The organism is Bradyrhizobium vignae, assembly GCF_900324035.1.
Lineage (GTDB): Bacteria > Pseudomonadota > Alphaproteobacteria > Rhizobiales > Xanthobacteraceae > Bradyrhizobium > Bradyrhizobium vignae.
The window spans coordinates 1,883,330-1,908,478 of sequence record NZ_LS398110.1; the positions used below are offsets into that span (position 1 = coordinate 1,883,330).

Annotated in this window: 20 protein-coding genes and 3 pseudogenes; 18 read left to right on the forward strand and 5 right to left on the reverse strand. The window is 60.6% G+C overall.

Translation table 11 applies throughout. The features are described 5' to 3' along the window. The first annotated feature begins 254 nt into the window (after positions 1-254). The 9 genes and pseudogenes from BRAD3257_RS39640 (at position 255) to BRAD3257_RS09185 (ending at position 11,671) form a co-directional block, all read left to right on the forward strand. Positions 255-4,247: an autotransporter domain-containing protein gene (locus tag BRAD3257_RS39640; RefSeq protein ID WP_283809947.1), complete on the forward strand. Its 3,993-nt coding sequence runs from the start codon at positions 255-257 to the stop codon at positions 4,245-4,247. A 180-nt stretch (positions 4,248-4,427) separates the two neighbouring features. Next, on the forward strand, positions 4,428-4,748 hold the full coding sequence (locus BRAD3257_RS09150; protein ID WP_145986993.1) for a hypothetical protein: 321 nt from the start codon (positions 4,428-4,430) through the stop codon (positions 4,746-4,748). Then, the gene (locus BRAD3257_RS09155; RefSeq protein WP_122401576.1) at positions 4,745-6,754 is read left to right on the forward strand and encodes an autotransporter outer membrane beta-barrel domain-containing protein; all 2,010 of its coding nucleotides are present in this window, start codon (positions 4,745-4,747) and stop codon (positions 6,752-6,754) included. Before BRAD3257_RS09150 ends, BRAD3257_RS09155 begins: the two co-directional genes overlap by 4 nt. Before the next feature lie 16 nt (positions 6,755-6,770). Further along, positions 6,771-6,902, forward strand: a pseudogene (locus BRAD3257_RS42180) (autotransporter outer membrane beta-barrel domain-containing protein); the annotation flags it as partial. Between the two features lie 192 nt (positions 6,903-7,094). Continuing rightward, a pseudogene (locus BRAD3257_RS09160) lies at positions 7,095-8,533 on the forward strand (IS1182 family transposase). A 216-nt stretch (positions 8,534-8,749) separates the two neighbouring features. Then, positions 8,750-8,959: a YgaP family membrane protein gene (locus tag BRAD3257_RS09165; protein ID WP_122401578.1), complete on the forward strand. Its 210-nt coding sequence runs from the start codon at positions 8,750-8,752 to the stop codon at positions 8,957-8,959. Then, positions 8,956-9,480: an RNA polymerase sigma factor gene (locus BRAD3257_RS09170; RefSeq protein ID WP_122401579.1), complete on the forward strand. Its 525-nt coding sequence runs from the start codon at positions 8,956-8,958 to the stop codon at positions 9,478-9,480. Before BRAD3257_RS09165 ends, BRAD3257_RS09170 begins: the two co-directional genes overlap by 4 nt. A 962-nt stretch (positions 9,481-10,442) precedes the next feature. Next, positions 10,443-10,829, forward strand: a complete 387-nt coding sequence (locus BRAD3257_RS09180; protein ID WP_122401581.1) for a hypothetical protein — start codon at positions 10,443-10,445, stop codon at positions 10,827-10,829. 377 nt (positions 10,830-11,206) lie between these two features. Next, positions 11,207-11,671, forward strand: a complete 465-nt coding sequence (locus BRAD3257_RS09185; RefSeq protein WP_160118788.1) for an SgcJ/EcaC family oxidoreductase — start codon at positions 11,207-11,209, stop codon at positions 11,669-11,671. Positions 11,672-11,837: 166 nt separating this feature from the next. On the opposite strand, the gene BRAD3257_RS09190 is transcribed toward BRAD3257_RS09185, so the two are convergent. Both BRAD3257_RS09190 and BRAD3257_RS09195 read right to left on the reverse strand, forming a co-directional pair. Continuing rightward, entirely contained in the window at positions 11,838-12,065 is a 228-nt protein-coding gene (locus BRAD3257_RS09190) for a hypothetical protein (protein WP_122401583.1), read from the reverse strand. Further along, complete coding sequence (locus BRAD3257_RS09195; RefSeq protein ID WP_122406450.1) at positions 12,046-12,384, reverse strand: hypothetical protein; 339 nt, start codon at positions 12,382-12,384, stop codon at positions 12,046-12,048. Before BRAD3257_RS09195 ends, BRAD3257_RS09190 begins: the two co-directional genes overlap by 20 nt. A 485-nt stretch (positions 12,385-12,869) precedes the next feature. Here BRAD3257_RS09195 and BRAD3257_RS09200 point away from each other — a divergent pair, with 485 nt between their 5' ends. The 3 genes from BRAD3257_RS09200 to BRAD3257_RS09210 all read left to right on the forward strand — a co-directional run bounded on the left by BRAD3257_RS09200 (position 12,870) and on the right by BRAD3257_RS09210 (position 17,251). Beyond that, the gene (locus BRAD3257_RS09200; RefSeq protein WP_122401584.1) at positions 12,870-13,286 is read left to right on the forward strand and encodes an ester cyclase; all 417 of its coding nucleotides are present in this window, start codon (positions 12,870-12,872) and stop codon (positions 13,284-13,286) included. 697 nt (positions 13,287-13,983) lie between these two features. Further along, positions 13,984-14,526: a c-type cytochrome gene (locus BRAD3257_RS40850; protein ID WP_244607901.1), complete on the forward strand. Its 543-nt coding sequence runs from the start codon at positions 13,984-13,986 to the stop codon at positions 14,524-14,526. Positions 14,527-14,827: 301 nt separating this feature from the next. Continuing rightward, complete coding sequence (locus BRAD3257_RS09210) at positions 14,828-17,251, forward strand: GAF domain-containing protein (RefSeq protein ID WP_122401585.1); 2,424 nt, start codon at positions 14,828-14,830, stop codon at positions 17,249-17,251. Positions 17,252-17,377: 126 nt separating this feature from the next. On the opposite strand, the gene BRAD3257_RS09215 is transcribed toward BRAD3257_RS09210, so the two are convergent. Both BRAD3257_RS09215 and BRAD3257_RS40855 read right to left on the reverse strand, forming a co-directional pair. Next, positions 17,378-18,559 carry a tetratricopeptide repeat protein gene (locus BRAD3257_RS09215; protein ID WP_244608003.1) on the reverse strand — a complete coding sequence of 394 codons (1,182 nt, stop codon included), beginning with the start codon at positions 18,557-18,559 and terminating at the stop codon, positions 17,378-17,380. Next, the gene (locus BRAD3257_RS40855) at positions 18,493-18,885 is read right to left on the reverse strand and encodes an adenylate/guanylate cyclase domain-containing protein (protein WP_244608004.1); all 393 of its coding nucleotides are present in this window, start codon (positions 18,883-18,885) and stop codon (positions 18,493-18,495) included. The genes BRAD3257_RS09215 and BRAD3257_RS40855 overlap by 67 nt, the downstream gene beginning before the upstream one ends. Positions 18,886-19,416: 531 nt before the next feature. Between BRAD3257_RS40855 and BRAD3257_RS09225 the strand changes: the two genes are divergently transcribed. The 6 genes and pseudogenes from BRAD3257_RS09225 to tnpC all read left to right on the forward strand — a co-directional run bounded on the left by BRAD3257_RS09225 (position 19,417) and on the right by tnpC (position 24,695). Beyond that, positions 19,417-20,460 (forward strand): alpha/beta hydrolase, encoded by a 1,044-nt coding sequence (locus BRAD3257_RS09225; RefSeq protein ID WP_122401586.1) that lies wholly within the window; start codon positions 19,417-19,419, stop codon positions 20,458-20,460. 195 nt (positions 20,461-20,655) lie between these two features. After that, on the forward strand, positions 20,656-20,808 hold the full coding sequence (locus BRAD3257_RS41905) for a ferritin family protein (RefSeq protein WP_122401587.1): 153 nt from the start codon (positions 20,656-20,658) through the stop codon (positions 20,806-20,808). A 476-nt stretch (positions 20,809-21,284) separates the two neighbouring features. Next, complete coding sequence (locus BRAD3257_RS09235; protein ID WP_122401588.1) at positions 21,285-22,040, forward strand: helix-turn-helix domain-containing protein; 756 nt, start codon at positions 21,285-21,287, stop codon at positions 22,038-22,040. A 248-nt stretch (positions 22,041-22,288) separates the two neighbouring features. After that, positions 22,289-22,666, forward strand: a complete 378-nt coding sequence (gene tnpA / locus BRAD3257_RS41720) for an IS66-like element accessory protein TnpA (protein WP_283809960.1) — start codon at positions 22,289-22,291, stop codon at positions 22,664-22,666. Next, the gene (tnpB, locus tag BRAD3257_RS09245) at positions 22,663-23,013 is read left to right on the forward strand and encodes an IS66 family insertion sequence element accessory protein TnpB (protein WP_122401294.1); all 351 of its coding nucleotides are present in this window, start codon (positions 22,663-22,665) and stop codon (positions 23,011-23,013) included. Before tnpA ends, tnpB begins: the two co-directional genes overlap by 4 nt. Positions 23,014-23,067: 54 nt before the next feature. Beyond that, positions 23,068-24,695: pseudogene (gene tnpC, locus BRAD3257_RS09250) on the forward strand (IS66 family transposase). Here the strand turns inward: tnpC and BRAD3257_RS09255 are convergent. Further along, complete coding sequence (locus tag BRAD3257_RS09255; RefSeq protein WP_122401589.1) at positions 24,696-25,133, reverse strand: hypothetical protein; 438 nt, start codon at positions 25,131-25,133, stop codon at positions 24,696-24,698. Between the last annotated feature and the right edge of the window lie 16 nt (positions 25,134-25,149).

A 25,149-nucleotide genomic window follows, 5' to 3' on the forward strand; every position in this document is an offset into this window, starting at 1 on the left:
TGCCCGCATGCCGCATCAGCGGTTGAGCTGTTTCAACCAGCCCTGATTAAGAGCAATTTTGGAATCCTCAAATATTGTCCAAACAATTGCCTGCTAGCGACGGCTGACCGGCGCGATCGTGCCGGTCAAACGTGCAAGGGGCGGGTATGGTCGTTCGTTCAGTCCAGTTGCAATGCTGGGCTTCAATTCTTGGTAGATCATCTCCCGCGATACACGGTCTGCTCTCGCGCTGGAGTCTGCTTCAAACGGTCTCCGTGCTTTCGCTTGCCGTGATGCTGAGCTTTTCCACCGCGCCCGCATGGGCGGGTGGACGAGGTGGGGCAGCCGGACCGGGTCCGGGCGGCGGCGCCGGCGGCAACGGGAGTAGCGGCATCGTTCCTGCAACAGACGGCACTGCGGGGACGACGCCGGGATCAGGCGGTTCGGCCGCTAGTGACCCAGCTGCAATTGCAACCGATCAAACCATTACGGCTGTGATCTTCGGCGGCAACGGCGGATCCGGCAGCGACACCAGCGGTGGTGGCGGCGGCGGCGGAGCGGCCGTTGTTGTCCTTGATGGCGTCTCGATCACGACCTCTGCCGCGTCGGCGATCGTCGGCGGCGGCGGCGGCGGTGGTGCTTTCAGTGGTGCTGGTGGTGGCGGCGGTGGCGGCGGCGACGCTGTCGCCTTCCTCGGCTCCGGCGCGCTGGTTCATTCAGGCTTGATCATCGGCGGCCGCGGCGGTAGCGGCGGCGAGAACGACAGCATCACCGGGGGCGGCCACGGCGGTGGCGGCGGCTCGGGCGTTTCCGGCGCAGTGTCCATCACCAATTCCGGCACGATTCGGGGCGGCGTTGGCGGCGGTGGCACCGACGGCGGCGGCGGCGACGGCGGCTCCGGCGTTTCCGGCGCTTTGTCCCTCACCAACTCCGGTACAGTTGAGGGCGGCGGCGGTGGTAGCGGCGGCGGTTTCGGGGCTGGTGGCCGCGGCGGCTCGGGCGTTTCCGGCACCTCGACCGTCACCAACTCCGGCACAATTCGGGGTGGCACCGGCGGCGGTGGCGACTTCGGGTCCGGCAACCAGGGCGGCTCAGGCGTTTCCGGCGCCACGACGCTCACCAACTTCGGCACAATTCAGGGCGGCACCGGCGGCACCGGCACCAATTCCGGTGGCAGTAGCGGCGAAGGCGGCGTAGGCGTTTTCGGCACCTCGTTCATCACTAACGCCGGCACGATCCAAGGCGGTGACGGCGGCGACAACAACGGCGGAGTCAACGGCCGCGGCGGCGCCGGCATCGTCGGCAGCAATCTCACGATCATCAACAGCGGATCCATTAGCGGCGGCATGCCCGGCCAAGGACTAGTGTCCTTCGGCAGGGCCGACGCCATCACCTTCACCGGCGGCAGCGACACGCTGACGCTGCAAGGCACGTCCTGGTCGCTCACCGGAAACCTTGCCATCAACGGTGGCGGCAGCTTGACTTTCGATCAAGCAATCGCCCAGACGCTCGGCAACATCATTACCGGCAACGGCTCGGTCATCCAGAATGGTGCGGGCACACTGACGCTAACGGGCGCGAACACCTACATCGGCGGTACGACGATCAGCACCGGCACGCTGCAGATCGGCAATGGCGGCACGACCGGGTCGATCGTCGGCAATGTCACCGACAATGCGACCCTTGCATTCAACCGCTCCGATGCAGTGACGTTTGGCGGCGCGATCTCCGGTTCGGGCGGCGTCAACCAGATTGGCAGCGGCACGACGACGTTGACGGGCACCAATACCTACACTGGCACGACCATTGTCTCGGCCGGCACGCTGGTCCTGGCGTCGGCAGCATCGATCACATCGAACGTCACCAACGCCGCGACATTTCAAAACTCCGGCACGGTCACCGCGACAGTCAGCAACGCGAACACATTCGACAACGCTGCGACGGGTGTGGTGTCGGGTCGTGTGACCAACACGGTAGGCACGTCGACCAACGCCGGTGCGCTCAACGGCGGCGTGACCGTCAGCGGCGGTACGTTTACGCAAACCGGCGGATCCGTGGGTGGCGGCCTGAGCAATGCCGCGACCGTGAATGCGAATGGCGGCGCGATCAATGGCGCGATCGCCAACGCCGCCGGTACCTTCAGCGTCGGCGGCACAGTGACCAGCGATTCGACCTTCGACAACGCCGGCGGGGCGACGCTCGCCATCGGCGCAGCCGGCAACTACACGCTGCAGGGACTTCTGACCAACAGCGGCGTCATTACCGTGGCAAGCGGGGGGCAATTGGATGCGACGGTCGGCGGCATCACCAATGCGGCAGGCGGCAGCCTCAATGTCGCCGTTGGCGGCACTGTGAAGGACGATCTCAACAATGCCGGCACCGTGACCAACAATGGTGCTTATCTCGCCAACGTCGCGACCAACACCGGCATCATCACCAACAACAGCGTCTGGACCGGCAATGTCGCCTCCAGCGCCGGCACCATCACCAACAATCTCACCTGGAACGGTGCGATCACGACGTCAGGCACGTTCACCAATTCCGCCGGCGCCACGGTGACGGGATTGGTGACCAACAGTGGCACGGGTGCCAACCTCGGCACTTTGAGCGGCGGCCTCACCCTTACAGGCGGCACCTTCAACAATGCCGGCACGATTGCCGGCGCCGTCACCGTCTCGGGCGGCTCATTGTTCGGCACCGGCTCGATCGGCACGCTGAACATTGCCAATGGCGGCACCTTCGCGGCCGGCGACGGAACGGCAGGAACGTCCACGACCATTGCCGGCAGCCTCGCTTTCGCATCGGGCGCGATCTACCTCGTGCAGGTCAACCCGACGACGTCATCGTACTCGACCGTCACCGGCACGGCGATGCTCGGCGGCGCCACCGTGAGCGCCAGTTTCGCGGGCGGATCTTATGTCGAAAAGCAGTACATGATCCTGACCGCCGGCAGCATCAGCGGCACGTTCAACCCGACTGTGGCCAACATCGGCCTGCCGTCGGGTTTCAAGACCACGTTGAGCTATGACGGCACGCATGCCTATCTCGATCTCGCCATCGGCTTCGTGGCGCCGTCGGGCACGGGATTGTCCGGCAACCAGCAGAACGTCGGAAATGCGCTCGTCAACTTCTTCAACAGCAATGGCAGCATTCCGATCGTATTCGGCAGCCTCACACCGGCCGGGCTGACGCAGCTCTCGGGCGAACTCGGCGGCGCCCCGCAGCAGACCACGTTCAACGCCATGAGCCAGTTCATGGGCCTCTTGACCGATCCGCTCACGGGTCGCGGCAACGGCATCAATGGCGCGACGTCAGCGCCGGGATATGCGGAGGAGAGCAGCGCCAGCGCCTATGCCGCGAGGCGGACGCCGAAGGATGCGTTCGCGATGTTCAGCAAGGCGCCGCCGATTCCCTTCGTGCCGCGCTGGAGCGTGTGGGCGGCGGGCTATGGCGGCTCGCAGACCACCGATGGCAATGCGCTGGCCGGATCGAACCGCGCAACCAGCAATATTTTCGGCACCGCCGTCGGCGCCGACTATCAGTTGTCGCCGAACACGCTCGCCGGCTTTGCGCTTGCTGGCGGCGGCACCAATTTCAGTGTCAGCAATCTTGGCAGCGGACGCTCCGATCTGTTCCAGGCCGCCGCTTACATGCGGCACACCAATGGCGCAACCTATGTCACGGGTGCGCTGGCCTATGGCTGGCAGGACATCACCACCAATCGCACCGTGACCGTCGCCGGCCTCGATCAGCTGCGGGCGGAGTTCAAGGCGAATGCCTGGTCCGGCCGGCTCGAAGGCGGCTTTCGCTTCGTCGCGCCGTGGCTCAGTGGCGTCGGCATTACGCCCTATGCGGCGGGACAGTTCACGACGTTCGATCTGCCGGCCTATGCCGAAAGCGTGGTCACGGGCACGGCGAACTTCGCGCTCGCCTACGCTGCGAAGAGCGTCACTGCGCCGCGCAGCGAGCTCGGCCTGCGCACTGACAAGTCCTTCGCGATGACCGACGGCATTCTCACGCTGCGCGGCCGCCTCGCCTGGGCCCATGATTTCAGTCCGGACCGGAGCATCGGGGCGATCTTCCAGTCGCTGCCGGGGGCGAGCTTCGTTGTTAACGGCGCGGCGCAGGCGCGTGACTCCGCGCTCACCGCCGCGTCCGCGGAGATGAAATGGGCCAACGGCTGGTCGGCGGCCGCGACGTTCGAAGGCGAGTTCTCCAACGTGACGCGCAGCTACGCCGGCAAGGCCGCGGTTCGTTACGCCTGGTAACCGAGGCCCTGCGCGGTCAGCTCGCCGCAGCCCGAACTGTTGCCAGCATGCCGCATCACCGGCCCGATCGGTTCACGCGCGCCAGGATTCCCGGATGTCTGGCGCTCCTCAAATATTGCCCAAACAATTGCCTGCTAGCGACGTCGGGACCCAATGTTAAGCGCATACGGAAGGTTGGCCATGACGGCAGCAGCATACTCGCATCTCCCGAGCCGGGAATCGACTCGCGCGCGATGGGTGCTGAGTGCGGGCGCAACCGCGCTCGCGTTGATCGGGTTCTCTCCTGCGGCTCATGCTGCCTGCGACCCTGCGGCCGCCAGCAACGTGGCGGCCAATTGCACCGGCGCGACCGTCGACCAGGGCGGCGGCGCTCCCGGAACCAGCGCGGATATCATCGGCTACGGCACGGGCTTTGAAACCCACCTGACGGTCAACGTCGTATCGGGCGCAAGCGTTACGGGCTCGCTCATCGGTATCTCCGCGCGCAGAGCATTACCGTGACCAATTCCGGCAGCATCTCGGGTTCGAACTTCGGCATTTTCGCCCCCGCTGCGGTCACCGTCACCAATTCGGGCTCCATCTCGGGGGCCACCGGTATTGCTGCCACCATCGCTACCGTGACCAATTCCGGCACCATCTCCGGTGATACTCAAGACGGCATCTCCGCCTTCACGGCCACCGTGATGAATTCGGGCACCATCTCGGGTTCGCTTCGAGGCATCATCGCCGACACCGCCAATGTGACCAATTCGGGCACCATTTCGGGGGACTTCGGTATTGCCGTCGCCACCACCGCTAACGTGACCAATTCAGGCACCATCTCGGGTTCGACCTCCGGAGTCTTCGCCACCACCACCGCCAACGTGATCAATTCCGGCACCATCTCGGCTTCGACCTACGGAGTGTTCGCCACCACCGCCAACGTGACCAATACCGGCACGATCTCGGCTGCGGCGGGCGCCGGTGTCGGCGCCGTCACCGCCAATGTGAGCAATTCCGGCACCATCGCGGGCGATAGCGTTGGCATCGGTGGCATCTTGGCTGCCAACGTGACGAATACAGGCACCATCTCGGGCGGCGTCTACGGCATCCGGTCCGCCACCACCACCGTAACCAACTCAGGCACTATCACCGGCAATGTCGGCATTGATTCGACACTTTTCGGTGGAGGTGCCGCCAACGTCACCAACTCCGGCACCATCATCGGCACCGGGGGGACCGCGCTCCAGTTCTCGGGCAACGACGACACGCTGACGCTGCTGCCGGGCTCGCGCATCGTCGGCGCGATCGACATGGGTGGCGGCGCGGACGTGGTGAACTTCACCGCCGGCCGCGGCGCCTCCTGGCTGGTGACGTTGAACAACTTCACCGGCACGATCAACGGCTCCGGCGACGCGCCATTCGTCATTCGCGGAAACCAGTTCGCCGCGCTCGACCCGACCCCCTTTGCGGTGGCCGACCGCAGCCTGATGGACTTCACCCGCAGCATTTCCGGCATTCTCGGCTCGCTCGGCGGCACCGGCGCAGCACAAAACGGGCCGCTCGCCTCGGCCTTCGCGCCGGACGACTCGTCCGCCCAGCGCATCGACACCTTCGCGGGGATTCCGGCGCTCGCCTATGCGAGCGATGCCATTCTGTTCAAGAACCCGACCGTGGTGACCGCCGACGGCCGCAGCGTTTGGGCGCGCGGCTTCGTCGGCCAGCACACGCAGGATGCGGACGGCGTGCTGCTGGGCTCGACCACGATGTTCTCGGGCGGCGCTGTCGGCTTCGACCTGCTGGTGCAACCCGACCTGCGGCTCGGGGCTTTCGTGGGCGGCGGACAGAGCTATCTCTCGCTCGACCAGAGCGCCGGCAATACCAGGACCGACACCGGGTTCGGCGGTCTCTACGGCCGCTATGCGTTCACGTCCTTCGGCGCCCCCTCAATCCTTAAGGTCGCACTGCACGGCGGTGCCGGCACCAGCACGGTCTCGCGCTCGGTCAACAGCAATCTAGGCACCGAGGTCGCGACCGCCAGCTACAACACTTCGTATGTGAGCCCGGAGGCGAAATACTCGGTCAATGTTCCGCTGTGGTCGCAATACACCCTCACGCCGTCCTTCGAGGTGCGCTACGTGGCGGGCTTTTTCGACGGCTATACGGAGACCGGCGCGACTGCACCGCTGACGGTCGCGAGCCGCACGATCCAGAACGTCGAGGAGCGTGGCGAGTTGAAGCTCACGCGCGCGACGCCGGTCGGACCGGATCTCCTGCTCACCAACGTCTATGTGGGCGCGCTCGGCATCCAACGGCTTGGCGACACGACGGTCAACACGGTGCTGCTCGGCGCGAACCTGCCCTTCGTCACACCGGGGAAGAACAAAGTGGCGGGCGTCCTGGGCGGCGGCGGACTCGAATGGCAGACGCGCAAAGGCGTCTCGTTCTTCGGCGCCGCCGAGGCGATTGGCATGTCGGATTCGAGCACCGTCGTCAGCGCGCGCGGCGGCCTGCGGGTGGCGTTCTGAGCGGCGCGATGCCGGTGCCGCGCTCGACACGGCGTCAGCCGAAACGAAATGGTCGAACGGCTGGTCCGCGGCAGTGACGTTCGAAGGCGAGTTCTCCAACGCCACCCGCAGCTACGCCGGTAAGGGCATAGCGCGTTATCGGTGGTGAGCTGGAAATAATCTCGCAAAGTGATGTCTGCTGTTGGCCTGTGGCTGACCTCCCCATTTGGGCCCCGTACGGTCCGCTTCCAAGGGTTGAGCGGAAAGCCATCGTGGAGCCACCGAGGGCAGCCTTTGACCCTGGCTGTGTGAAAACGAAGAGCGGCTGTTATGATTCCCTGTGATTCTTTTGGGGGAATCGATGAGGCGCTTCGTTGAGAGGCGGATCGTGGGCAGCGGACGCTGTTGCCCGAATGCCTCGATGACTTCATTGACGAGAGTAACCCAGTTCGCGTGATCGACGTATTTGTCGATGCGCTCAGTTTGGCTGAGATGGGCTTTGCGGGTGCGGAGCCGGCGGCGACCGGTCGGCCGTCGTACCATCCCTCGGTTCTCCTTAAGCTTTACATTTACGGCTATCTGAACCGAGTGCAGTCGAGCCGGCGGCTGGAACGGGAGGCCGGGCGCAATGTCGAGGTGATGTGGCTGCTGGGTCGGCTCGCTCCCGATCACAAGACGATTGCGGACTTTCGCAAGGACAATGGCCTGGCGCTGCGCAAGGTATGTGCGCAGTTTGTCGAGCTCTGCCGCGGGATGGGCCTTCTCACGACGTCCAGCGTCGCCATTGACGGGAGCAAGTTCAAGGCCGTGAACAACCGGGACAGGAACTTCACGCGCGCGAAGGTGGAGCGGCGGCGGGCCCAGTTGGAGGAGAGCGTCGCGCGCTATCTGAGCCAACTTGATACGGCCGACCGACAGGAGCCGAGCGAGGCGCTTGCGGGGAAGGTGACGAGGCTTACCGAGAAGCTGACGAAGCTGAAGGAGGAGATGGGCAAGCTTGCCGCCTACGAGAAGCAGATGCTCGCTTCACCGGATCAGCAAATCTCACTGACCGACCCGGACAGCCGTTCGATGGCAACCAGTGGCCGTGGATCCGGCGTTGTCGGCTACAATGTCCAGGTCGCCGTCGACACCGACCATCACCTGATCATCGCGCATGAGGTGACGAACAGCGGTTCAGATCGGGCACAACTTGCCAATATGGCTATGCAGGCGAAGGCTGTTCTGAAGACTGAGACGCTCGAGGCCGTCGCCGATCGCGGCTACTTCAGCAGCCCGGAGATCCTGGCCTGCCACGAGGCTGGCATCACGGTAACTCTGCCCAAGCCGATGACTTCGGGTGCCAAGTCAGACGGACGCTTCGGTAAGCAGGACTTCGTCTATTTGCCTGAGGAAGACGCCTATCGTTGTCCGGCCGGGGAGCGATTGCCGTATCGCTATACAAACGAAGAAGCCGCCAAGATGCTGCGGCGCTACTGGACCAACGCCTGTAAGAGCTGTTCGATCAAGGCCCAGTGCACGCCCGGGTCAGAGCGACGGATCACGCGATGGGAGCACGAGGATCTGCTCGACGCCGTGCAGCAGCGGCTCGATGCGAACCCGCTCGCTATGCGCCTTCGTCGCGAGACTGTCGAGCATCCGTTCGGCACGATGAAGGCACGCATGGGAGCGACGCACTTCCTGACCAAGACCCTTCCAAAGGTAGCCGGTGAGATGGCCCTATCGGTTTTGGCCTACAATCTGACCCGAGTAATAAATATCCTTGGGATCAGGCCGCTGATCGACGCGATCCTGACCTGACGTCGGCTCAGTTTTGGCCTCTAGACCGACCGCCTTGTAAGGTCGTTTTTACACGACCAAGACCCATTGCAGACGTTTTCACTCAGCCCGGGGACCGCCGGCTTTGACCCCAGCCGGACTTAGACTATTTTTTCGGAGCCGCGAACCGTTTCTCATTTTCCAAGCCTCTAAGTCTCTGGGGCGTCAGAGAGGACGCTACAAAGGCAGGAGGTTGCTATGCTGTATAAGAAGAACGTGGCTGGCTGGGAAATTTGGGTCCGGCTCTTGGCTGGGGCAATTATGATCGCTTGTGGGCTACTAGGTCTTAAAGGTATGCCCGTTGGATACCTGATCGCCGCTGTCGGGGTCCTGACCGCGCTTACAGGCGTTTTCGGATACTGCCCGGCATGCGCAGTAGCAGGTCGAAAGCTGCGCGCCAAACCATGAGCACACCTTTTTCATCGCCGAGCATGATGGAAGCGGCAATAGGCGGGGACGCTGACGCCATTCTGGCGCTGCTCAAAATGTCGCAGCCCGACATACGCCGGTACGCGCGAAGAACCTGCCGCACGACAAGCGATGTGGAAGACGCGGTTCAGGAAACGTTATGGATCGTGTACCGTCGCATTGGTCGTCTCCGACGTGCCGGAGCCTTTTCTCTCTGGCTTTTTCAGATAGTTCATCGAACCTGCTTGAGATTGGCAAAGCAGCATATCGGTCTTCCCGATGACGTCTCTTCCTTGGAAAATGACATGCAGCTTTCGAAGAGGCCAGAATCAGAACTTCGCATCGATATAGCTGCCGCGATCCAGTCGCTGCCGAGCCATTACCGGCAGGTGCTCATTTTGCGGGATGTGGACGAAATGACGATTAGCGAAATAGCGCAATCGCTGGAGCTAACCCGAGAAACTGTGAAGGCTCGACTGCATCGCGGTCGAGCGCTCGTGCGTGAATATATGATGCGCTGAGGAGTGAAAATGTTCGCTAGCAGTTCACTCACCGAGCACCTTGTCCGAGGTCTTGTCGGAATTGGAGCTCTCTCGACGGCGGTGTGGGTCGGGACAGACGCAGGTTGGCCTGCAGTATTAGGTTCCGTCACTCTGGGGCTAGTATCATTGATAGCCTTTCGAGGATGCCCGGTCTGCTGGTCTATAGGCCTGTTTTCGATGGCACGCCGGTCGTTGACCTCGCTGTAATCGCGTTCACTTCTGCTTTTGGTCCTAGGCTGCCTTCGCTGTAACTGCCCGTTGGGTCTGCTCTTCGGGGCAGAGCGGACGCACGTCAGGGCTAGCCGCCACAGACGGCCGTCGCTCCCGGTCACACCTCGCCGGGCAGTAGAAAGGAAAGGGGCCGCTCGTCGGCGGCCCCAACGTGGTCCTAACGGCAGGGTTTCCCTGACATCTGAGCCGCTCGGCTGTGACAGCCGTCATGCATTCTGGCCTTCGCCTTTGGAGCATTCGATGACTTAGTCGCCGGCGGCTGTGTTTGTGCGAACGCCGTCAGCGGTGAACCGAAGAGAATAAGTGCTAAGGCAACCTTCAAAATGGACTTCATGATAATCACCCGTCCGGTTGGTTCAAACGTACGCAGCATAACGATTTCTCATGGTTGTGTCAGCTGCGTCTATCACGCCGTCCAAACGCTCGGGTTGGCCGTTGCTAGCTAAGCGGTCGGACTGAAGGAGGTCAGCTTTTGGCCTGTGACTGACCTTAGCTCAGAGCGCCACGACGGCCGCTTCGGGGAGGTAAGCCGAATAACGTCATGCTAGGTACCGAGGGCAGCCTTTGACCCGCACCGGACCTTGTCAAGGTTTCAATGCCCGCGGCGGCGGGTCTCCGATACGACACAGGATATAGTTACATTCCTTGTTTGAACTGCTTAACTCTCTAATCAACTAATAAACATTTCAAAAAAAATCATAGGAGCCGCAATGTCCTCTCCAGAAGACGATCGGCGCGAGTTTTTAAGATCCTGCGGCAGGTTCGCCTGCGTAACACCTCCGAAGATCACAGCCTTGCTTTCGACCTCACTTACTAGCAGCGCAATTACCACCTCAGAAGGTCGGGGTCGTGTATGCCTAATAACCGGCGAACTTGCTTCGGCAGAACGATCGGATCAATGCATTGCTGAAGCAAAGCGATACCGCGACAAGGCTGCCGAGGCAGAACAACTGGCTGAACTCGCGGTAACGGCGGCCCGTCGCCAAAAACTGACCATCATCGCTCGCACTTATCTCCGAACGGCGGCGCAGCTGGAGAGCGTCGCGGAAGCGATTGCAGAAGTGAAGCGGAGCGATTGCAGAAGTAAAGTCAAGTAGCTGACGATATGCAGGACCGGTCCTCCCAGCGCCGTCGCATTCTCAAGGCCGGCAAAATTGTATTCGGCTCATCGGCCGTTGATTGCATCGTGCGCGATATCTCCAGGCCCGCTTTGGTTTCCTGACAGCCTCGTGCTCGCGATAGTCTCGGATGGCACTTCTTGGCGCTGCCATATTGTTTGGCGAAAGGACGGTCAGATCGGCGTAGCTTTCGACGAGTAACGCCGCATCAGCTAGAGACCCTCATCCTTTCGAATGTCGCTTGTGGCCCGAAACAGACGTGAAGGCAGGGAGCTTTGATGCTAAAATTTTGCGCACTGACGTAGATGTATCCTTTTCAAAGAAACCGGTATTTCTTTCGAACGAGAGGTAGTGTCATGCGATCATCTTTAGCAATGGCTGGCGCCGCGATCTCACTGAACATCGGGCCATTGTCGTTTGCTTCCAATGCATTGGCCGAACCGAACGCGGAGATAGCAACCGCGACTTCAGCGTGGGGACAGGGACTTGCCGATCCCGAAAAAGTATCATCGCTCTATTCGGATGATGCCGTGCTCTGGGGTACGGCGGCACCGAAAATACGTTCAGGCCGGGGAGCGGTACGCGAGTATTTCGTTGGCGTGGCCAAAGCTGTGCCCGGCATCAAGGTTGAGTTTGGCGATCAACTAATCCGCGTCTACGGCAACACGGCTATCAATTCCGGTTATTACACCTTCTCTTGGGTTAGGGACGGCGAGACGAAAAGCTTACCCGCACGCTACAGCTTCACCTACGTCAAGGACGGTGATCGCTGGCTAATTGTCGATCACCATTCCTCAGCGTTACCGTCGCCCCCGAAGTGAGTTCGTCCAGGTTGGCGAGGCGGTGCTAAGTCAGCTATTGGCGCCTTAGGCGACCTGTCGCGCCTTCCGGCGCGTCGTCAGCTTCGGACCCTGAGTCGACTGTTCAGGAGCACGCCGCGCAACGCACGCCGAGCGAGCCGGACTCCACGTGACCATTCGCGTTGCTTTACGCGGCGCGTTCCTTGTCTGACTGTTCCTCTACGGCGGTCGCGGTTTCTTCCAACCCCTTTTTGTAATTGCCCGCGAACCTCTCAATACTATCGGCCCACATCCTCAGCATTGAGACCTGAAAGCGCATGATTGGGTTCAAGGCATTCATGCCGATTGCTGTCGCTGCGGCGATGCGTCTTTGTGGTTCGCGCGCGAACTCTGAGTTAGCGGATTTGTCTGCCATGCTGCTCGCTCCTTCTTTTAGTGTTACTTGCCTGAAGCGAAGTGACGGGTTGTGCAATGCGTGATTCTAAACGTTCGGCCAAAATTTGATCTACCGCGAGTCTCGCAGATCGGTCGTCATGCAATTCGTCGAGTTTTTTCAAGTAAGCGACCGCCGCTATTTGCAAGAGATCGAAATCATCTTCGCCGGTATCACGAAGATTGACGACGTAGCGATAGAGGGCGGAACGCCGAGCATCGTTCTCGCTGATGCCGTTGTGAAGCAGCAAGTAGTTCCGCCAAGCGAACGCACAGGCGCCTTCTATGGTCTGAGAAGTCACGTGCACCTCCCAAAGGCCAGAGAAAGACTGACGAACCGTTTCGTTCCGCGGATCTCGCGGATGTAATATTGTTCCGTAGCTGCGCTGCAGGATGTTTTGCAGTCGGGCGGCGACGATGCTGCAGTCGGCAACTGTCGATAGCGCATTCGGTCAATGCGATTGGGCTCGAAAACCGTCTTCGAGCGCACGCATTTCGAGTGGCGGATGTGCCCGGCTGATCGTGCGTGTGTTCCCAGAAGAACGGGGTTGCGCTACGTGCGAGACTTCCGGTTCTGGCCCTTCGCGACCGTTTGCCCGGCGCGGGGACATGTCAGAAGTGTGGGGCAGGCCGGAAGTGATTGGCCGAGGCTCAAATCGCCACTGTTGACCTAACCGGAACCGCCAGCAACCAACTCTGCGCGTGCATTTTAGGAGTTCGCCCAGAAACCAGGGTAGTATGGGTGTGGAGCGACAAATTCAGAAGGCCGCGAGAAAGGAGGCGTCTGATGTCGACCGAAGAAAACAAGCGCATCGTACGCCGGTTCTACGAAGAGATTGACAATGGCAATCTCGACGCCATGGATGAACTGGTTGCTGAGGACTATCAGGATCATAATCCCCCACCTTTTCCCGGATTACGGGTGGGACGCGACGGCCTCAAGCAGGTCTTCGAGATCTTCTGGAAAGCGACGCCAGGCTATCACAAAATCGAGGATCAAATTGCCGAAGGAGATAAAGTCGTCACACGCCTCACTTCCTACGGCAAGCATGAAGGCGACCTGCCCGGAGCTCCGCGCACCGGCAACGACTTAATGATGACCTCAATAACCATTCATCGCATCGCAAACGGCAAGCTCGCCGAGAAATGGGCGGAAAAGGACGTCATCGGATTCCTGAAGCAGATCGGTGTGATGCCTAGTTGATCTTCAACTGAACGCGGCGGAATGTCTGCGTGTGTGGCCCTTCGCGACCGTTTGCCGGGCGTTTGCCCGGCGCAGGACATGTCGGAAGTGTGGGGCAGACCGGAAGTCATTGGCCGAGGCTCAAATCGCTGCTGTTGATCCAACTCGGACCTCAGGACGGCGGCCTGAATCGCCAGCAAAGCCAATTGCTCCAGCGCGGATTCGTCATTAATTTACCTGTCTTCGTCTGGGCAGATAGGCCGGAGGCGAGCATGGCACGATTGGGACTGGCCGCTCAGGCGGTAAGTGCACTCACCATGACTTTCGTATGTACGGCGGGCGCGCACGCGCAGATCACCGGCAAGCCGCCGTTCTGGGCCTACACTTACAACCCGCCCGACTTCAAGCCGCCCCCAGACGACGGCCAACCTCGCCACGTTCCCGATAGCACGGCGAGCTATACAGTCCCACAAACGCGTGATCGCTTCCTGGCGCCGGATTGGCACCCAGGTGATCATCCAGCGATGCCGGCGGTAGTGGCGAGCGGCCGCCAGCCTGACGTCTACGCCTGCGGCTTCTGCCATCGTGCCTCTGGCACGGGGGGCCGGAGAACGCTGACATCGCCGGCCTGCCGGTCGCATGTTTTATTCAGCAGATACAGGACTATAGGAGCGGCAAACGCTCGACAGCACTGCCCGACCGCATTCCCCAAGCATGGATGATCTCGCTCGCGAAGGCAGCGAACGACGACGAGATCAAGGCGGCGGCTGAATATTTCGCCGCCATCAAGCCAAAGAAGTTGGTCGATGTGGTGGAGACTGAGACCGTGCCGAAACCGACGGTCGCCGGCTGGTTTTTCGTCACTAAAGGCGATGAACGCGAGCCGATCGGAATGCGCATCATCGAGACGCCGACGGACGTCGGGCGCTTCGTCAACCGCGACGCGCGCGTCCGCTTTACCGCCTACGTGCCGCCCGGTAGCGTCGCCGCCGGCCGCGGGCTGGCCGCGAAGCCGGAGATCGCCTGCGCCGCCTGCCACGGCGAGAGGCTGACCGGCACCGACGTCGTGCCGGGCATCGCCGGGCGTTCGCCCACCTACATCTTCCGCCAGCTCTACGAATACCAGCACGGCTTCCGCGCTGGGCCGGAGAGCCAGCCGATGATCGAAGTGGGTCAAAGCGCTCAACGAGGCAGACTTTTTGGCGCTTGCCGCCTATCTCGGCACGCTGGAGCGGTGAAGCGGCCGACGGTCACCCGTTGAACTTGTCATATGGGCGGGTGCGCAATAGCCAATCAGGGCCGCGCCGGGATACTGGCGTTCGCTCTGCCTTCAAAGGCGAGGATTCGTGGTCTGTTGCTGGCCCATCGCTGCCCCATGCCACGGCCCAAGATATGTCGGCTGTCAGGGATAGACCGAACCTAACTTAAACCGGGCTAAACCGTCGCGATTGACCCAAAGCGGCATCCTCGCAGCCAGTCAACAGCTGATTTGGACGAATCCGACCCTTTTGCTCCGACACCGCAGACAGATAAAATGCGGGCTCTGGACCCAGGGGCGGGAAATGGCGCGCGCGTCAAAGACCGGCAACAAAGCAGGCAGGGCGAAAGCCGGCAGGAAGAGAAGTTCGCAATACGGACGCAAATCGACCCAGACCAAGCGCGGGACAGCGTCTCGTCACAAGGCACTCTCTGCTGCCGTTCTACGGCGTAAGCTTGAACGTCAGAGTATAGAGCTCGATCAAGCTCACGAGCAGCAGACGGCGACGGCCGACGTGCTCAGGCTCATCAGCCGCTCGACATTTGATTTGCAGAGGGTGCTCGATACTCTGACGGAGTCGGCGTGTCGCCTGTGCGATGCATATGACGCCGTCCTGTTGCTGCGCGAGGACGATTTTCTCCGTATCGCAGCTCATCACGGCGACATCCCCGTCGTCGACAAATGGCCGATTTCCCGCGACTGGGTTAGTGGGCGTTGTGTAGTGGACCGCAAACCCATTCATGTTCACGATTTGTGGGCCGAAGAAGTCGAGTTTCCGAGAGCTCGAGCCTTCTCGCTGAATACCGGGCACCGCTCGCTCTTTGCCGTTCCGCTGATGCGCGAGCAGGAAGCTATCGGCGCGATCAACATTCGTCGCACTGAAGTGCGTCCCTTCACGGACAAGCAGATCGACTTGTTGCAAACTTTTGCCGACCAGGCTGTGATTGCCATCGAGAACGTGCGTCTGTTCAACGAGACGCAGGAAGCGCTGGAGCGGCAGACCGCGACGGCCGACGTCCTCAAGGTGATCAGCCGCTCATCCGTCGACCTGGAGACGGTACTCGAAACTCTGGTTGAGACGGTGGCGCGCCTCTGCCGGGCTGACCAGGTGTACATGTTCCATCTTCGGCATGACCTCTGGCACTTGATCGCCGATTACGGGCTATCGATCGAGGCAAGAGAATTCTTCAAGACGAACCCATTCACGCCCGGCCGGGGCTCGACGTCTGGCCGAGCAGCGATGGAGCTTCGCGCCGTTTCCATCGCTGACGTCTTGCAGGATCCGGAATACACTCTCAGCAAAGGGCAGGCGATCGCCGGCTATCGGTCGACGCTTGGCGTTCCGTTGCTTCGCGAGAATACGCTGATAGGCGTTTTCAGCATTGTGCGTACGCGCGTTGAACCCTTCGCGAGCAAGGACGTCGAACTCGCCACCAGCTTCGCCGACCAGGCGGTGATCGCGATCGAGAACGCGCGGCTATTCGATGAGTTGCGCGAGCGCCAGGCGGAGCTGCGCGTTACCTTCGACAATATGGGGGACGCGGTCGCGATGTTCGGCGCCGACAAGCGGCTTGCCGCGTGGAATCGCAATCTGCAGGACATGCTCGATCTGCCAGACGACCTGCTCGTCAGCCGTCCGAACTTCGCAGAGTTGTTCCGCTACTTGGCCGCCAGAGGCGAGTTTGGTTCGGGCGATCTCGAGGCGGAACTCGCGAGGAGCGTTGACGATATCGGCCGCGAAATGCGTTACGAACGGGTCCGTCCCGATGGCTGCATTGTCGAGGTCCGCCGCAACCCGGTACCAGATGGCGGCTTTGTGCTGATCTATGCCGATATCACCGAGCGTAAGCGTTCCGAGGACGCTGTTCGCATGGCTCGCGAAGCCGCCGAGAAGGCGTTGCTTGATTTGCAGGCGGCCCAGGACCGTCTGGTCCAGACCGAGAAGCTGGCTTCGCTCGGTCAGCTCACCGCAGGCATCGCGCATGAAATCAAGAACCCGCTCAACTTCGTCAACAACTTCTCGACGCTTTCGGTCGAACTCACCGACGAACTCAACGACGTCTTGAGGCAGGCCGAGCTCGTCGAGACGATCCGCAAGGAGACAGACGAGCTGACCGGCATGCTAAAGGACAATCTTTCCAAGATCGTGCAGCACGGCAAGCGTGCGGACTCCATCGTCAAGAACATGCTGCTGCATTCGCGCGAAGGCTCCCGCGAGCAACGCGTAGCCGATGTCAATGCGCTGGTCGAAGAAAGTCTCAACCTTGCCTATCACGGCGCCCGGGCCGAAAAGTCAGGCTTCGAGATCTTCTTGCAACGAGAGCTCGATGCCAATGCCGGCACAATCGAGGTGTTTCCTCAGGAAGTCAGTCGCGCGTTGCTCAACCTGATTTCGAACGGCTTCTATGCCGCGACCAAACGCAGGATCGAGAATGGAGGGACGGGCGCCGAGCCGACTGTGCTGGCCAGCACCAAAGATCTAGGCAGCAGCGTGGAAATCCGCATTCGCGACAACGGGACCGGCATCCCGCCGGAAGTCAGAGAGAAGATATTCGACCCCTTCTTCACCACGAAACCGACCGGGGAAGGGACGGGCCTGGGCCTCTCGATGACCCATGACATCATTGTCAAGCAACATGGCGGCAGGATCGACGTCGAAACCAAGCTCGGCGAATTCACGGAATTCATCATTACCCTGCCACGCAACAATCGTAAGGCCAGTGGCTAGAACCCGGAATGACCGTTTTTGGCCCATGGCAGCCGCATCCCACTGCAGAGGCTCTGTCGGCTCTCAGGGGTAGACCGGACCAGCCTTAACCCGAGCCAAACCGTCGCGATTGACCCATCGGCGAAATTACTCCTCTGGCACCCCGGCCAGACGCATGCCCTGAATGACGCGCCTGCCTTGCTCGCGAAACGTCGGATCATCGCTAAATGGAATACTCCTCAAGCGACGAATGGTGAGAGTTGGATTAAGCGCAAGCGCCTTGTTCGTGGAAGCCCGCGCCTCATCCAATTTTCCGAGATGGGCAAGCGCAGCGGCGAGGTCCAAATGCGCTATGGGATTGTTCGGGTTACTATTCAGACCTCGACGAAACCATACAACTGCTTCGGCGTCGGCTCCTAGCAGCAATTTGCTGAACCCGACCCACGTCATCCATCGATATGTACCTTCATCACGGGAGACAAGCGCATTGCCTTGTGTACATGTGCCTCTGTTTCTTTGGCGAGTCCGATAAAGGCTTTGGCGCAACCAATGAAAGCATGGGCCTCCGCCAAATTCGGGTTTAATTCCAACGCGTGCTCGCATTCCGCGATGCCTTCCATCGCGCGTTTGGTACACAATAAGACAGAACCCAAAAATGCGTGAGCAAGGGCATGCTGCGGCGCCAAGTATATCGCCTTGTTCAAGTCCGCCTCGGCCGCGGCAAAAAGCGCGTCCGTCGGCGAGAAAAAAGCCAGCTCTTGTTACGTCGACAGCTCCGATGCCCACCAGCGCCTCAACGTTGTCTGGATCAAGCTCTAAAGCACGTTCGAAAAAGCTTCGTGCCTGCGCCATGTGGGCAGGGGTCACACCTTTGTTCCAGCGAGCCATACACTGGAAGTACAAGTCTAGGGCGCTCGGGTGCAATGAGTGTTCCGATCGCCTCGCCTCAGCGGCGATAAGCTGATCATTCAACGCGTTGGCCAATCTCGATACAATTTCATCTTGCATCTCGAAGAGATCACAGATCGGCTTATCAAAACGGTCGGCCCAAAGGTGAGCGCCTGATTCGGCATCGACAAACTGCACGTTCACCCGGAGCTGGTTCGCGCTCCGCTGCACCGAGCCTTCCAGCACATAGAGAACATGCAACTCGCGGCCGATCTGCTTTAAGTCGATTGACTTTCCCTTATAGGAAAATGCGGTGTGGCGACCGATAACGAACAAGCCCCTGATGCGGGACAAGTCGGTAGTAAGGCTCTCCGTCACGCCATCGACGAAATAGTCCTGCTCGGGATCGCCGCCGATGTTTGCGAACGGCAGCACCACCATAGACAAGCGTGACGCTCGGGTGGGATAGGTGTCGTGCCGCCGCCCTTTGCTGTCGAGGCAAACTTATCTCGAGCTACGGCATAGGCACGAACCGGACGAGCGATGTTTTTGAGGTGCTGGTCGCCCAGGTCGGCGAAGTCAACCTCGATCTTGCCCGCTACTTGATCGTAGGCAGAAGACGAGATGCAGATGCCGCCAGGGTCTGCGATGCCCTCAAGCCTCGCCGCAATGTTAACTCCATCTCCAAATATGTCATGGGGCTCAACGATTACGTCGCCAACATTGATGCCGACCCGGAAAGCAATTCGCCGGTCCTCGACGCGCATGAGAACGTCGGTTTCTGAAGGCGTCAGCCGCGCAGCACAGCGGGCAGTGACAAGGCCGTCCGGGACTTCTATCGACCAGTTCACACGGTCGCCATCGCGCTCCAATCGGAGGCGATAGCCATCGTACTTAACTTCGTGAAGCCAGTCGGGGCCTGGCCTGGCACCGCAATGCTCTTGGTGGACAGGCAAAACTCAAAAGAACGCATTTGGAAAAAATAGGGACATTCCCAATAGATTGCTACGATTCCGAATTCCGGAACCCCCAGTTCAGCAGACTGCGCAGCCAAAGTCCGGTCTTAACAGATCAGCGGAATGATGCGGCTTTCCGAACCTCTTCGCCTTCGGGCCACAAGGCAACATTGAACCTTGCAACGAGCACGCACGCAGTCCGTCCAGCCGGCCAGTTCGTGTGGATCGCCGCGACAGCAAATTCGGTCAATACAATCGCAGCCACGGGACAAAAAACCGTCGGCGCGGCTCGTAAATAACCTCTGCAAGCCGTCACACGTCACAATCATCCGGACCAATTCCATGAACCGCACTGCCAAACTCGCAGCGTTGACAATCGGAGCAAGCCTCATGACCCACGTTGCCTCAGCGGCCCCGAACGTCGCGACTGATCCCCGGATCGATCCGCAGATCCGGTCATTCCTGGCCAAGATCAACAAGGACAGCAGCCCCTTCTGGGAGCTGCCGCAACCCAAACCGCAGGAAGTCTTCACCGGACTCCAGTCGCAGACACCCGTCGAGATATCGGGCGTCACGACAACCGAGAAGACTGTCACTCAAGATGGTCGAGTGGTCAAATTGTACATTATGAAGCCTGAGCACCTGAGCGGAAAACCAGGTGTACTGCTTTTCATACATGGCGGCGTCTGGATCGTCGGCAATTTCGTAAATCACCAGCGCCTGCTGCGCGATCTTGTCGTCGGCTCTGGGCAGATTGGCGTGTTCGTCGAGTACACGCCCTTGCCGGCGGCCAAATTCCCGACCCAGTTGGACGAGTGCTACGCCGCACTGAAGTGGGTTTCCGAGCACGCCAGCGAGTTTGGCTCCGATGGTAGTCGTATTGCTGTGGCCGGCAACTCGGTCGGTGGCAACATGACCGCCGCCCTTGCTCTCATGACCAAGGACCGCCAGGGGCCGAGGATCACCTACCAGGTGCTGCTCATTCCGGCGACCGACGCCAGTGTCGATACTGCGTCATACCACGAGTACGGGGCTGGCCGTTTCCTGTCGCGTTCTTTCATGAAGTATGGATGGGATCTTTACGCTCCCGACGCAAAGACCCGCGATAACCCCTATGTCTCACCGCTCCGCGCCAGCACTCACGAGCTCGAGGGATTGCCGCCCGCGCTCGTCATCACGGCCGAGAACGATCCGCTGCGCGATGAGGGCGAAGCCTATGCGCGCAAGCTGAAAGATGCGGGTGTCAGCGTTGATGCCGTTCGCTACAACGGAACGATCCACGACTTCGTGCTGCTGAACGCCCTGCGAAATCTTCCCTCCACCGAGGCGGCGATCGATCAGGTGAGCCGGGGCGTGCGCCGACATCTCGAACTTGCGACGAACTAACCGTCTATGGCGCGGCGGCGATTGCCGCTGCGCCAACTTTCATCGCGCCTTTCAGTGATCGACTCGTAGCAGGAGCCACGGCCGCTCGGGTCACCCCTGGTCCGACAGCGACATAGATATGCACGACGGACAAAAACCAAGATCAACGAGCTATTGCTCTCGTTCGTCGCTCGGTAACCTATCGATCCGCAGGCCATGCTTTCTGAGCTGAGAGAGGACAACCTGAGACTCGAGTCGGCAATGCGCCGCGCCCACAAAATATGCGATGACAGCCATGACATTGCGACGACGAGCCTGCTTGAGACTTGGATCGACGAAGCTGAAGGACGCAGTTGGTTCCTCTACTAGACGGTACGCGGATCATCAGACGCCAACGAGCGTATGTAATGGACGGAGCAGAGGGATAAGAGTGTTAGCTGTCGTAGCACCCAGATCGTGCTGGGTGCTACGCGCGAAAGTGCCTGGGTTCGACTGATGGCGATACGGGAAGCCGTTGTAGAGCAGTTGCTCCGATGGAATGCCAATGCGGATTCGCCGACGTTCAGAACCGGATTTGTTTGCTTTTTTACAACCGATCGGAGCGAATCGTTCAAACCTGAAAGCAAGTGCTGGCCTGACTGTTGTATATAGTCTAAGTTCACACTCTCATGATGGCTTAAGTTTAGGTTTGAGCTGACTTGTCGTATACCCTGTCTTCCGAAGGCTTCAGAAAATACCCAGCCTCCCGACTGCTCAGGTCGTCTGACCATCTGGGATGGTCGACGCTTTTCGCAGAGCTTCGATCTCACTCTAGCTGCGAAGGACCTGGGGCTGAAGGAGAGGACTTGGAGGTTGCGGTCATGGTCAACGGTTCAGATCAAGGAGCTGTGACCTGCAAGGTCGGAGCAGAGCGGCGAAAAGTCCGCCCCTCTAACGGGACGATCTGGCTCAATCCTATGGCCGCCAGAGCGGACGCGATCCGGATCGCGTCGCCGGAATTGGAAGTCGCTCACTTGTACCTTCCAAAACTCGCATTCAGCCGCCTGGAGGCCGAGTTCAACCTGCCTCAATTCCCCGGACGATCAATCCGCTACATGTCCGGCGTCCAAGATAGCGTCATCAACGAGATTGCTCTGTCTGTTCTGCGCGAAATGTCAGATCCAACGCCATCTGGGCGTATGCTGGTCGAAACCGCATCCCTCTTTTTGGCTGCAAGGCTCCTTCACGAGCACTCGGAAAGCCCGCTGCATCGCTTGCAACGCGAGCCAGGATTAGGGCTTGATAACGTAAGACTGCGACGAGTCCTTGCCTACATTGAAGACCACCTCACTGAGGAGATTACGGTAAGCGATCTTGCGAGCATCGCTTGTCTCAGCGTGTTCCATTTTACGCGCGCATTTGCGGCCAGTACCGGGGCACCGCCCCATTGCTATGTTAAAGGACGCCGGCTGGAGCGCGCCAAAAAGCTCCTCACGGCGGGGAAGCTGTCTCTCAGTGAGATCGCCTTCGATTGTCAGTTCTCATCACAATCTAGTTTTACGCGCGCATTTCGACGGGCTACTGGCGTGACGCCGGCTACCTACAAGCGGACCATACGTTAGGATAAAGCAACTATTTGACGTCTACGCGGCCGATGGTTGGTGGACTCACGGCAATCCACGATCAATCCTGCTGTGAACAACGCGATTCAATCGTGAGCGTCATCCAGGGACCACGCACTGAGGGCTGATCTGGTCGGCTAAGAATATCTCGCGGAATGGTTTGTCGCGGGGTCACAATGTCCAAGGATAGTCGTAAGGATAGCGATAAGGATAGGCATACGTCTATCCTTGAAGACGGCGCCGACACGCTGCAGCGCATCGAGATCATCACGGGGACGGGCCGGCGTCGGCGCTGGTCGACCGACGCGAAGGCGGCGATTGTTGCGGAGAGTTTTGCGCCGGGGGCGAGCGTGTCCGCGGTGGCGCGGCGGCACGATATCAGTCCAAGCCTGTTGTTTCTCTGGCGTCGCCAGGCAACGCAGGCGCAAGTCGCGGAGCGCGGGGACAGAGGCATGCTACCTGGCTTTGTGCCGGCCGCGATCATCGGCTGCGGGAGCAAATTGCCGAGTGGGGAGCAGGCGGCGATCGAGATCGAGGTCGGCGCGGTTCGGATCCGTGTCAGGGGGACAATCGACCGGCGGGCACTGTGCGAGGTGCTGGCGGCAGTCGGGGCGATTGGTCGATGATCGGGCTTCGATCTGGGTTGTCGATCTGGATTGCGACGCAGCCGGTCGATTTCCGCCGCGGCATGGACTCATTGGCGATGCTGGTGAGCGAGGCCTTTGGAGCCGATCCGTTCGACGGCGGACTTTATGTCTTCCGCTCCAAGCGCCGAGATCGCGTGAAGATCCTGACCTGGGATGGGAGCGGCCTTGTCCTTTACTACAAAAGAATCGAGGGACAGTTCACCTGGCCGCCGATCAAGGGAGGCGTCATGCCGCTATCTCATGCTCAGCTCTCGGTGCTGCTCGATGGCTCGGACTGGAAGCGTCTGCCGATGCGAGTTGTGGATCAGCCACTACGAGCTGGTTGATCCTTATTAAGAGTCGTTCGTCACTCATGCGGAGTTGTTGTAGAATCACTCTGCATGAGTGATTTGCCTTTCGATCCAGCATTGCTCCGTCAAACCGTGATAGTGCTATCGTCACGGCTTGCGGCGTTGTCGGCGGAATGCAGCTCGCTTTCGGCCGAGCGTGATGCGGCAATCGCCCAACGCGACGCTGCGATCCAGGAGAACGACAAGCTCCTGATGATCCTGTCCCAGTACAAGCGCACGATCTTCGGTCCCCGCTCCGAGACACTGGATCTCGGGCAGCTGTCTCTCTTCACCATCACGGCACAAGCGGTTCGTGCCGCCGCCAACGACGACGTGACCGGAGGCAGGCTGCCCGACGGAGCGGAGGACCGTGGAAAGCGACCGGCGCGACGCAACCGTGGGAAGCTTCCGGAGCATTTGCCGCGCATCGATGTCGTGATCGATATGGAGAGCCAGATCTGCCCCTGCTGCGGCGAGCAGCTGCACAAGATCGGGGAGACCGTCAAGGAAGCCTTCGACGTCATTCCGATGCAGTACCGGGTCAAGCGCATTGTGCGCCCGCGGTACGGCTGCCGGGGATGCCGCCAGGGTGTCCTGCAGGCACCCGCGCCGGCCCAGGCGATCGACGGTGGGATGGTGACGGAAGCGTTGCTGGCCCACATCGCGGTGATGAAATACGGGTACCAGCTGCCGCTGTATCGCCAGGAACAGATGTTTGCCGCCCAAGGCATCACGCTCGACCGGCAAACGCTGGCCTCGTGGATGGGCCGCGCCGCCTGGTGGCTGAAGCCGCTTCACACGTTGTTGCGCGACACAGTGATGTCCTACCCGCGGCTGTTTGCCGACGAGACGCCGCTGCCGGTTCTCGATCCCGGCCGTGGCCGGACCAAAGTCTGCCAGTTCTGGGCGATCGCCACCGATGACCGTCCGTGGGGTGGCCCGGCGCCGCCGGCGGTGGTCTACATGTTTGCCGAGGATCGCAAGGCGATCCGCGCCAAGCAGCTGTTCGGGACTACCACGGCATCCTGCAGGTCGACGGCTATGCCGCCTACAAGGGCCTGATCAAGAACGGCGGCCATCTGGTGCAGCTCGCGTTCTGCTTTGCGCATGCGCGGCGGAAGTTCTGGGACGTTCACGTCGCGACGAAGTCGCCGATTGCCGCGGAAGCGCTGCAACGGATCGCGATGTTCTACGCCATTGAGGATCGCATCCGCGGTCTGCCAGCGGCGCATCGGGCTGCGGTGCGGCAAACCAACACCAAGCCGCTGATCGAGGACTTCAAACCCTGGCTCGAAGCGCGACTGCTGGAAGTCTCGAAGAAGTCCGGTCTGGGCAAAGCCATCCGCTACACCCTCAACCATTGGGACGGCCTGACGCGCTTCATCGATGACGGACGCATCGAAATAGACAGCAATACGGTCGAGCGCAGCATCAAGCCGATAGGCCTGGGAAAGAAGAACTACTTGTTCGCCGGCAATGAAGGCGGCGCCGAGACATGGGCCATTCTCGCCTCGCTCATCAACTCGGCAAAGCTGCAAGACATCGACCCGCGGCACTATCTGACCGATGTTCTCGAGCGCATCGTCTCTGGACGCACCAAGATCAATCAGCTGAACACGCTGCTGCCGTGGAATTGGAAGGCCGAACGCGACGGTTCGGAGGCAAAGCTCGCCGCTTGATCAGTTCGACGGCAAGGCGTCAGGAACTTCCTGCGCATCGCTGGCGTCGTCGTAGATCTCTTCGCGGATCACGCGCAGCGTCACCTCGTGCAGATACACTTGCAGCGCACCCTCCAGCTCGGTGAACTCCGGCAGCAGGACTCGATCGACGAAGCCTCGTGATGCACGGACCATCACCGTGTTGCGTCGCTGCCGGTGATAACGAAACGGCCGCAGCCCATATCGGCGGCAAAGCGCCAGAAAAAGATGCCGAGACCATTGGTCGGGAAGTGAGAATTGCTGTTCGATCGGTGGATCGTGGCGAGCGAGTTCCTCGACCCTAGCTCGCACCCGCTGCAGCGCGGCTCCCGCCGCAAGGCGCTCACCAGCAGTTCCGGCACCTGCGAACAAGGCCTCGATCTTCCGAAGCTTCTCGCGCAGCTGCGACTCGCTGGTCATTCTGATCTCGTTACCC

Coding starts and splice junctions, on each gene's coding strand:
- BRAD3257_RS40855 (WP_244608004.1), bottom strand. CDS start 18,885: ATGCGCGTCGAGGACCGGCGAATTGCTTTCCGGGTCGGCATCAATGTT.
- BRAD3257_RS09185 (WP_160118788.1), top strand. CDS start 11,207: ATGCGATCATCTTTAGCAATGGCTGGCGCCGCGATCTCACTGAACATC.
- BRAD3257_RS09255 (WP_122401589.1), bottom strand. CDS start 25,133: ATGACCAGCGAGTCGCAGCTGCGCGAGAAGCTTCGGAAGATCGAGGCC.
- BRAD3257_RS09215 (WP_244608003.1), bottom strand. CDS start 18,559: ATGGTGGTGCTGCCGTTCGCAAACATCGGCGGCGATCCCGAGCAGGAC.
- BRAD3257_RS09225 (WP_122401586.1), top strand. CDS start 19,417: ATGAACCGCACTGCCAAACTCGCAGCGTTGACAATCGGAGCAAGCCTC.
- tnpB (WP_122401294.1), top strand. CDS start 22,663: ATGATCGGGCTTCGATCTGGGTTGTCGATCTGGATTGCGACGCAGCCG.
- BRAD3257_RS09210 (WP_122401585.1), top strand. CDS start 14,828: ATGGCGCGCGCGTCAAAGACCGGCAACAAAGCAGGCAGGGCGAAAGCC.
- BRAD3257_RS09165 (WP_122401578.1), top strand. CDS start 8,750: ATGCTGTATAAGAAGAACGTGGCTGGCTGGGAAATTTGGGTCCGGCTC.
- BRAD3257_RS09190 (WP_122401583.1), bottom strand. CDS start 12,065: ATGGCAGACAAATCCGCTAACTCAGAGTTCGCGCGCGAACCACAAAGA.
- BRAD3257_RS09180 (WP_122401581.1), top strand. CDS start 10,443: ATGTCCTCTCCAGAAGACGATCGGCGCGAGTTTTTAAGATCCTGCGGC.
- BRAD3257_RS41905 (WP_122401587.1), top strand. CDS start 20,656: ATGCTTTCTGAGCTGAGAGAGGACAACCTGAGACTCGAGTCGGCAATG.
- BRAD3257_RS09200 (WP_122401584.1), top strand. CDS start 12,870: ATGTCGACCGAAGAAAACAAGCGCATCGTACGCCGGTTCTACGAAGAG.
- BRAD3257_RS09170 (WP_122401579.1), top strand. CDS start 8,956: ATGAGCACACCTTTTTCATCGCCGAGCATGATGGAAGCGGCAATAGGC.
- BRAD3257_RS09150 (WP_145986993.1), top strand. CDS start 4,428: ATGACGGCAGCAGCATACTCGCATCTCCCGAGCCGGGAATCGACTCGC.
- BRAD3257_RS40850 (WP_244607901.1), top strand. CDS start 13,984: ATGATCTCGCTCGCGAAGGCAGCGAACGACGACGAGATCAAGGCGGCG.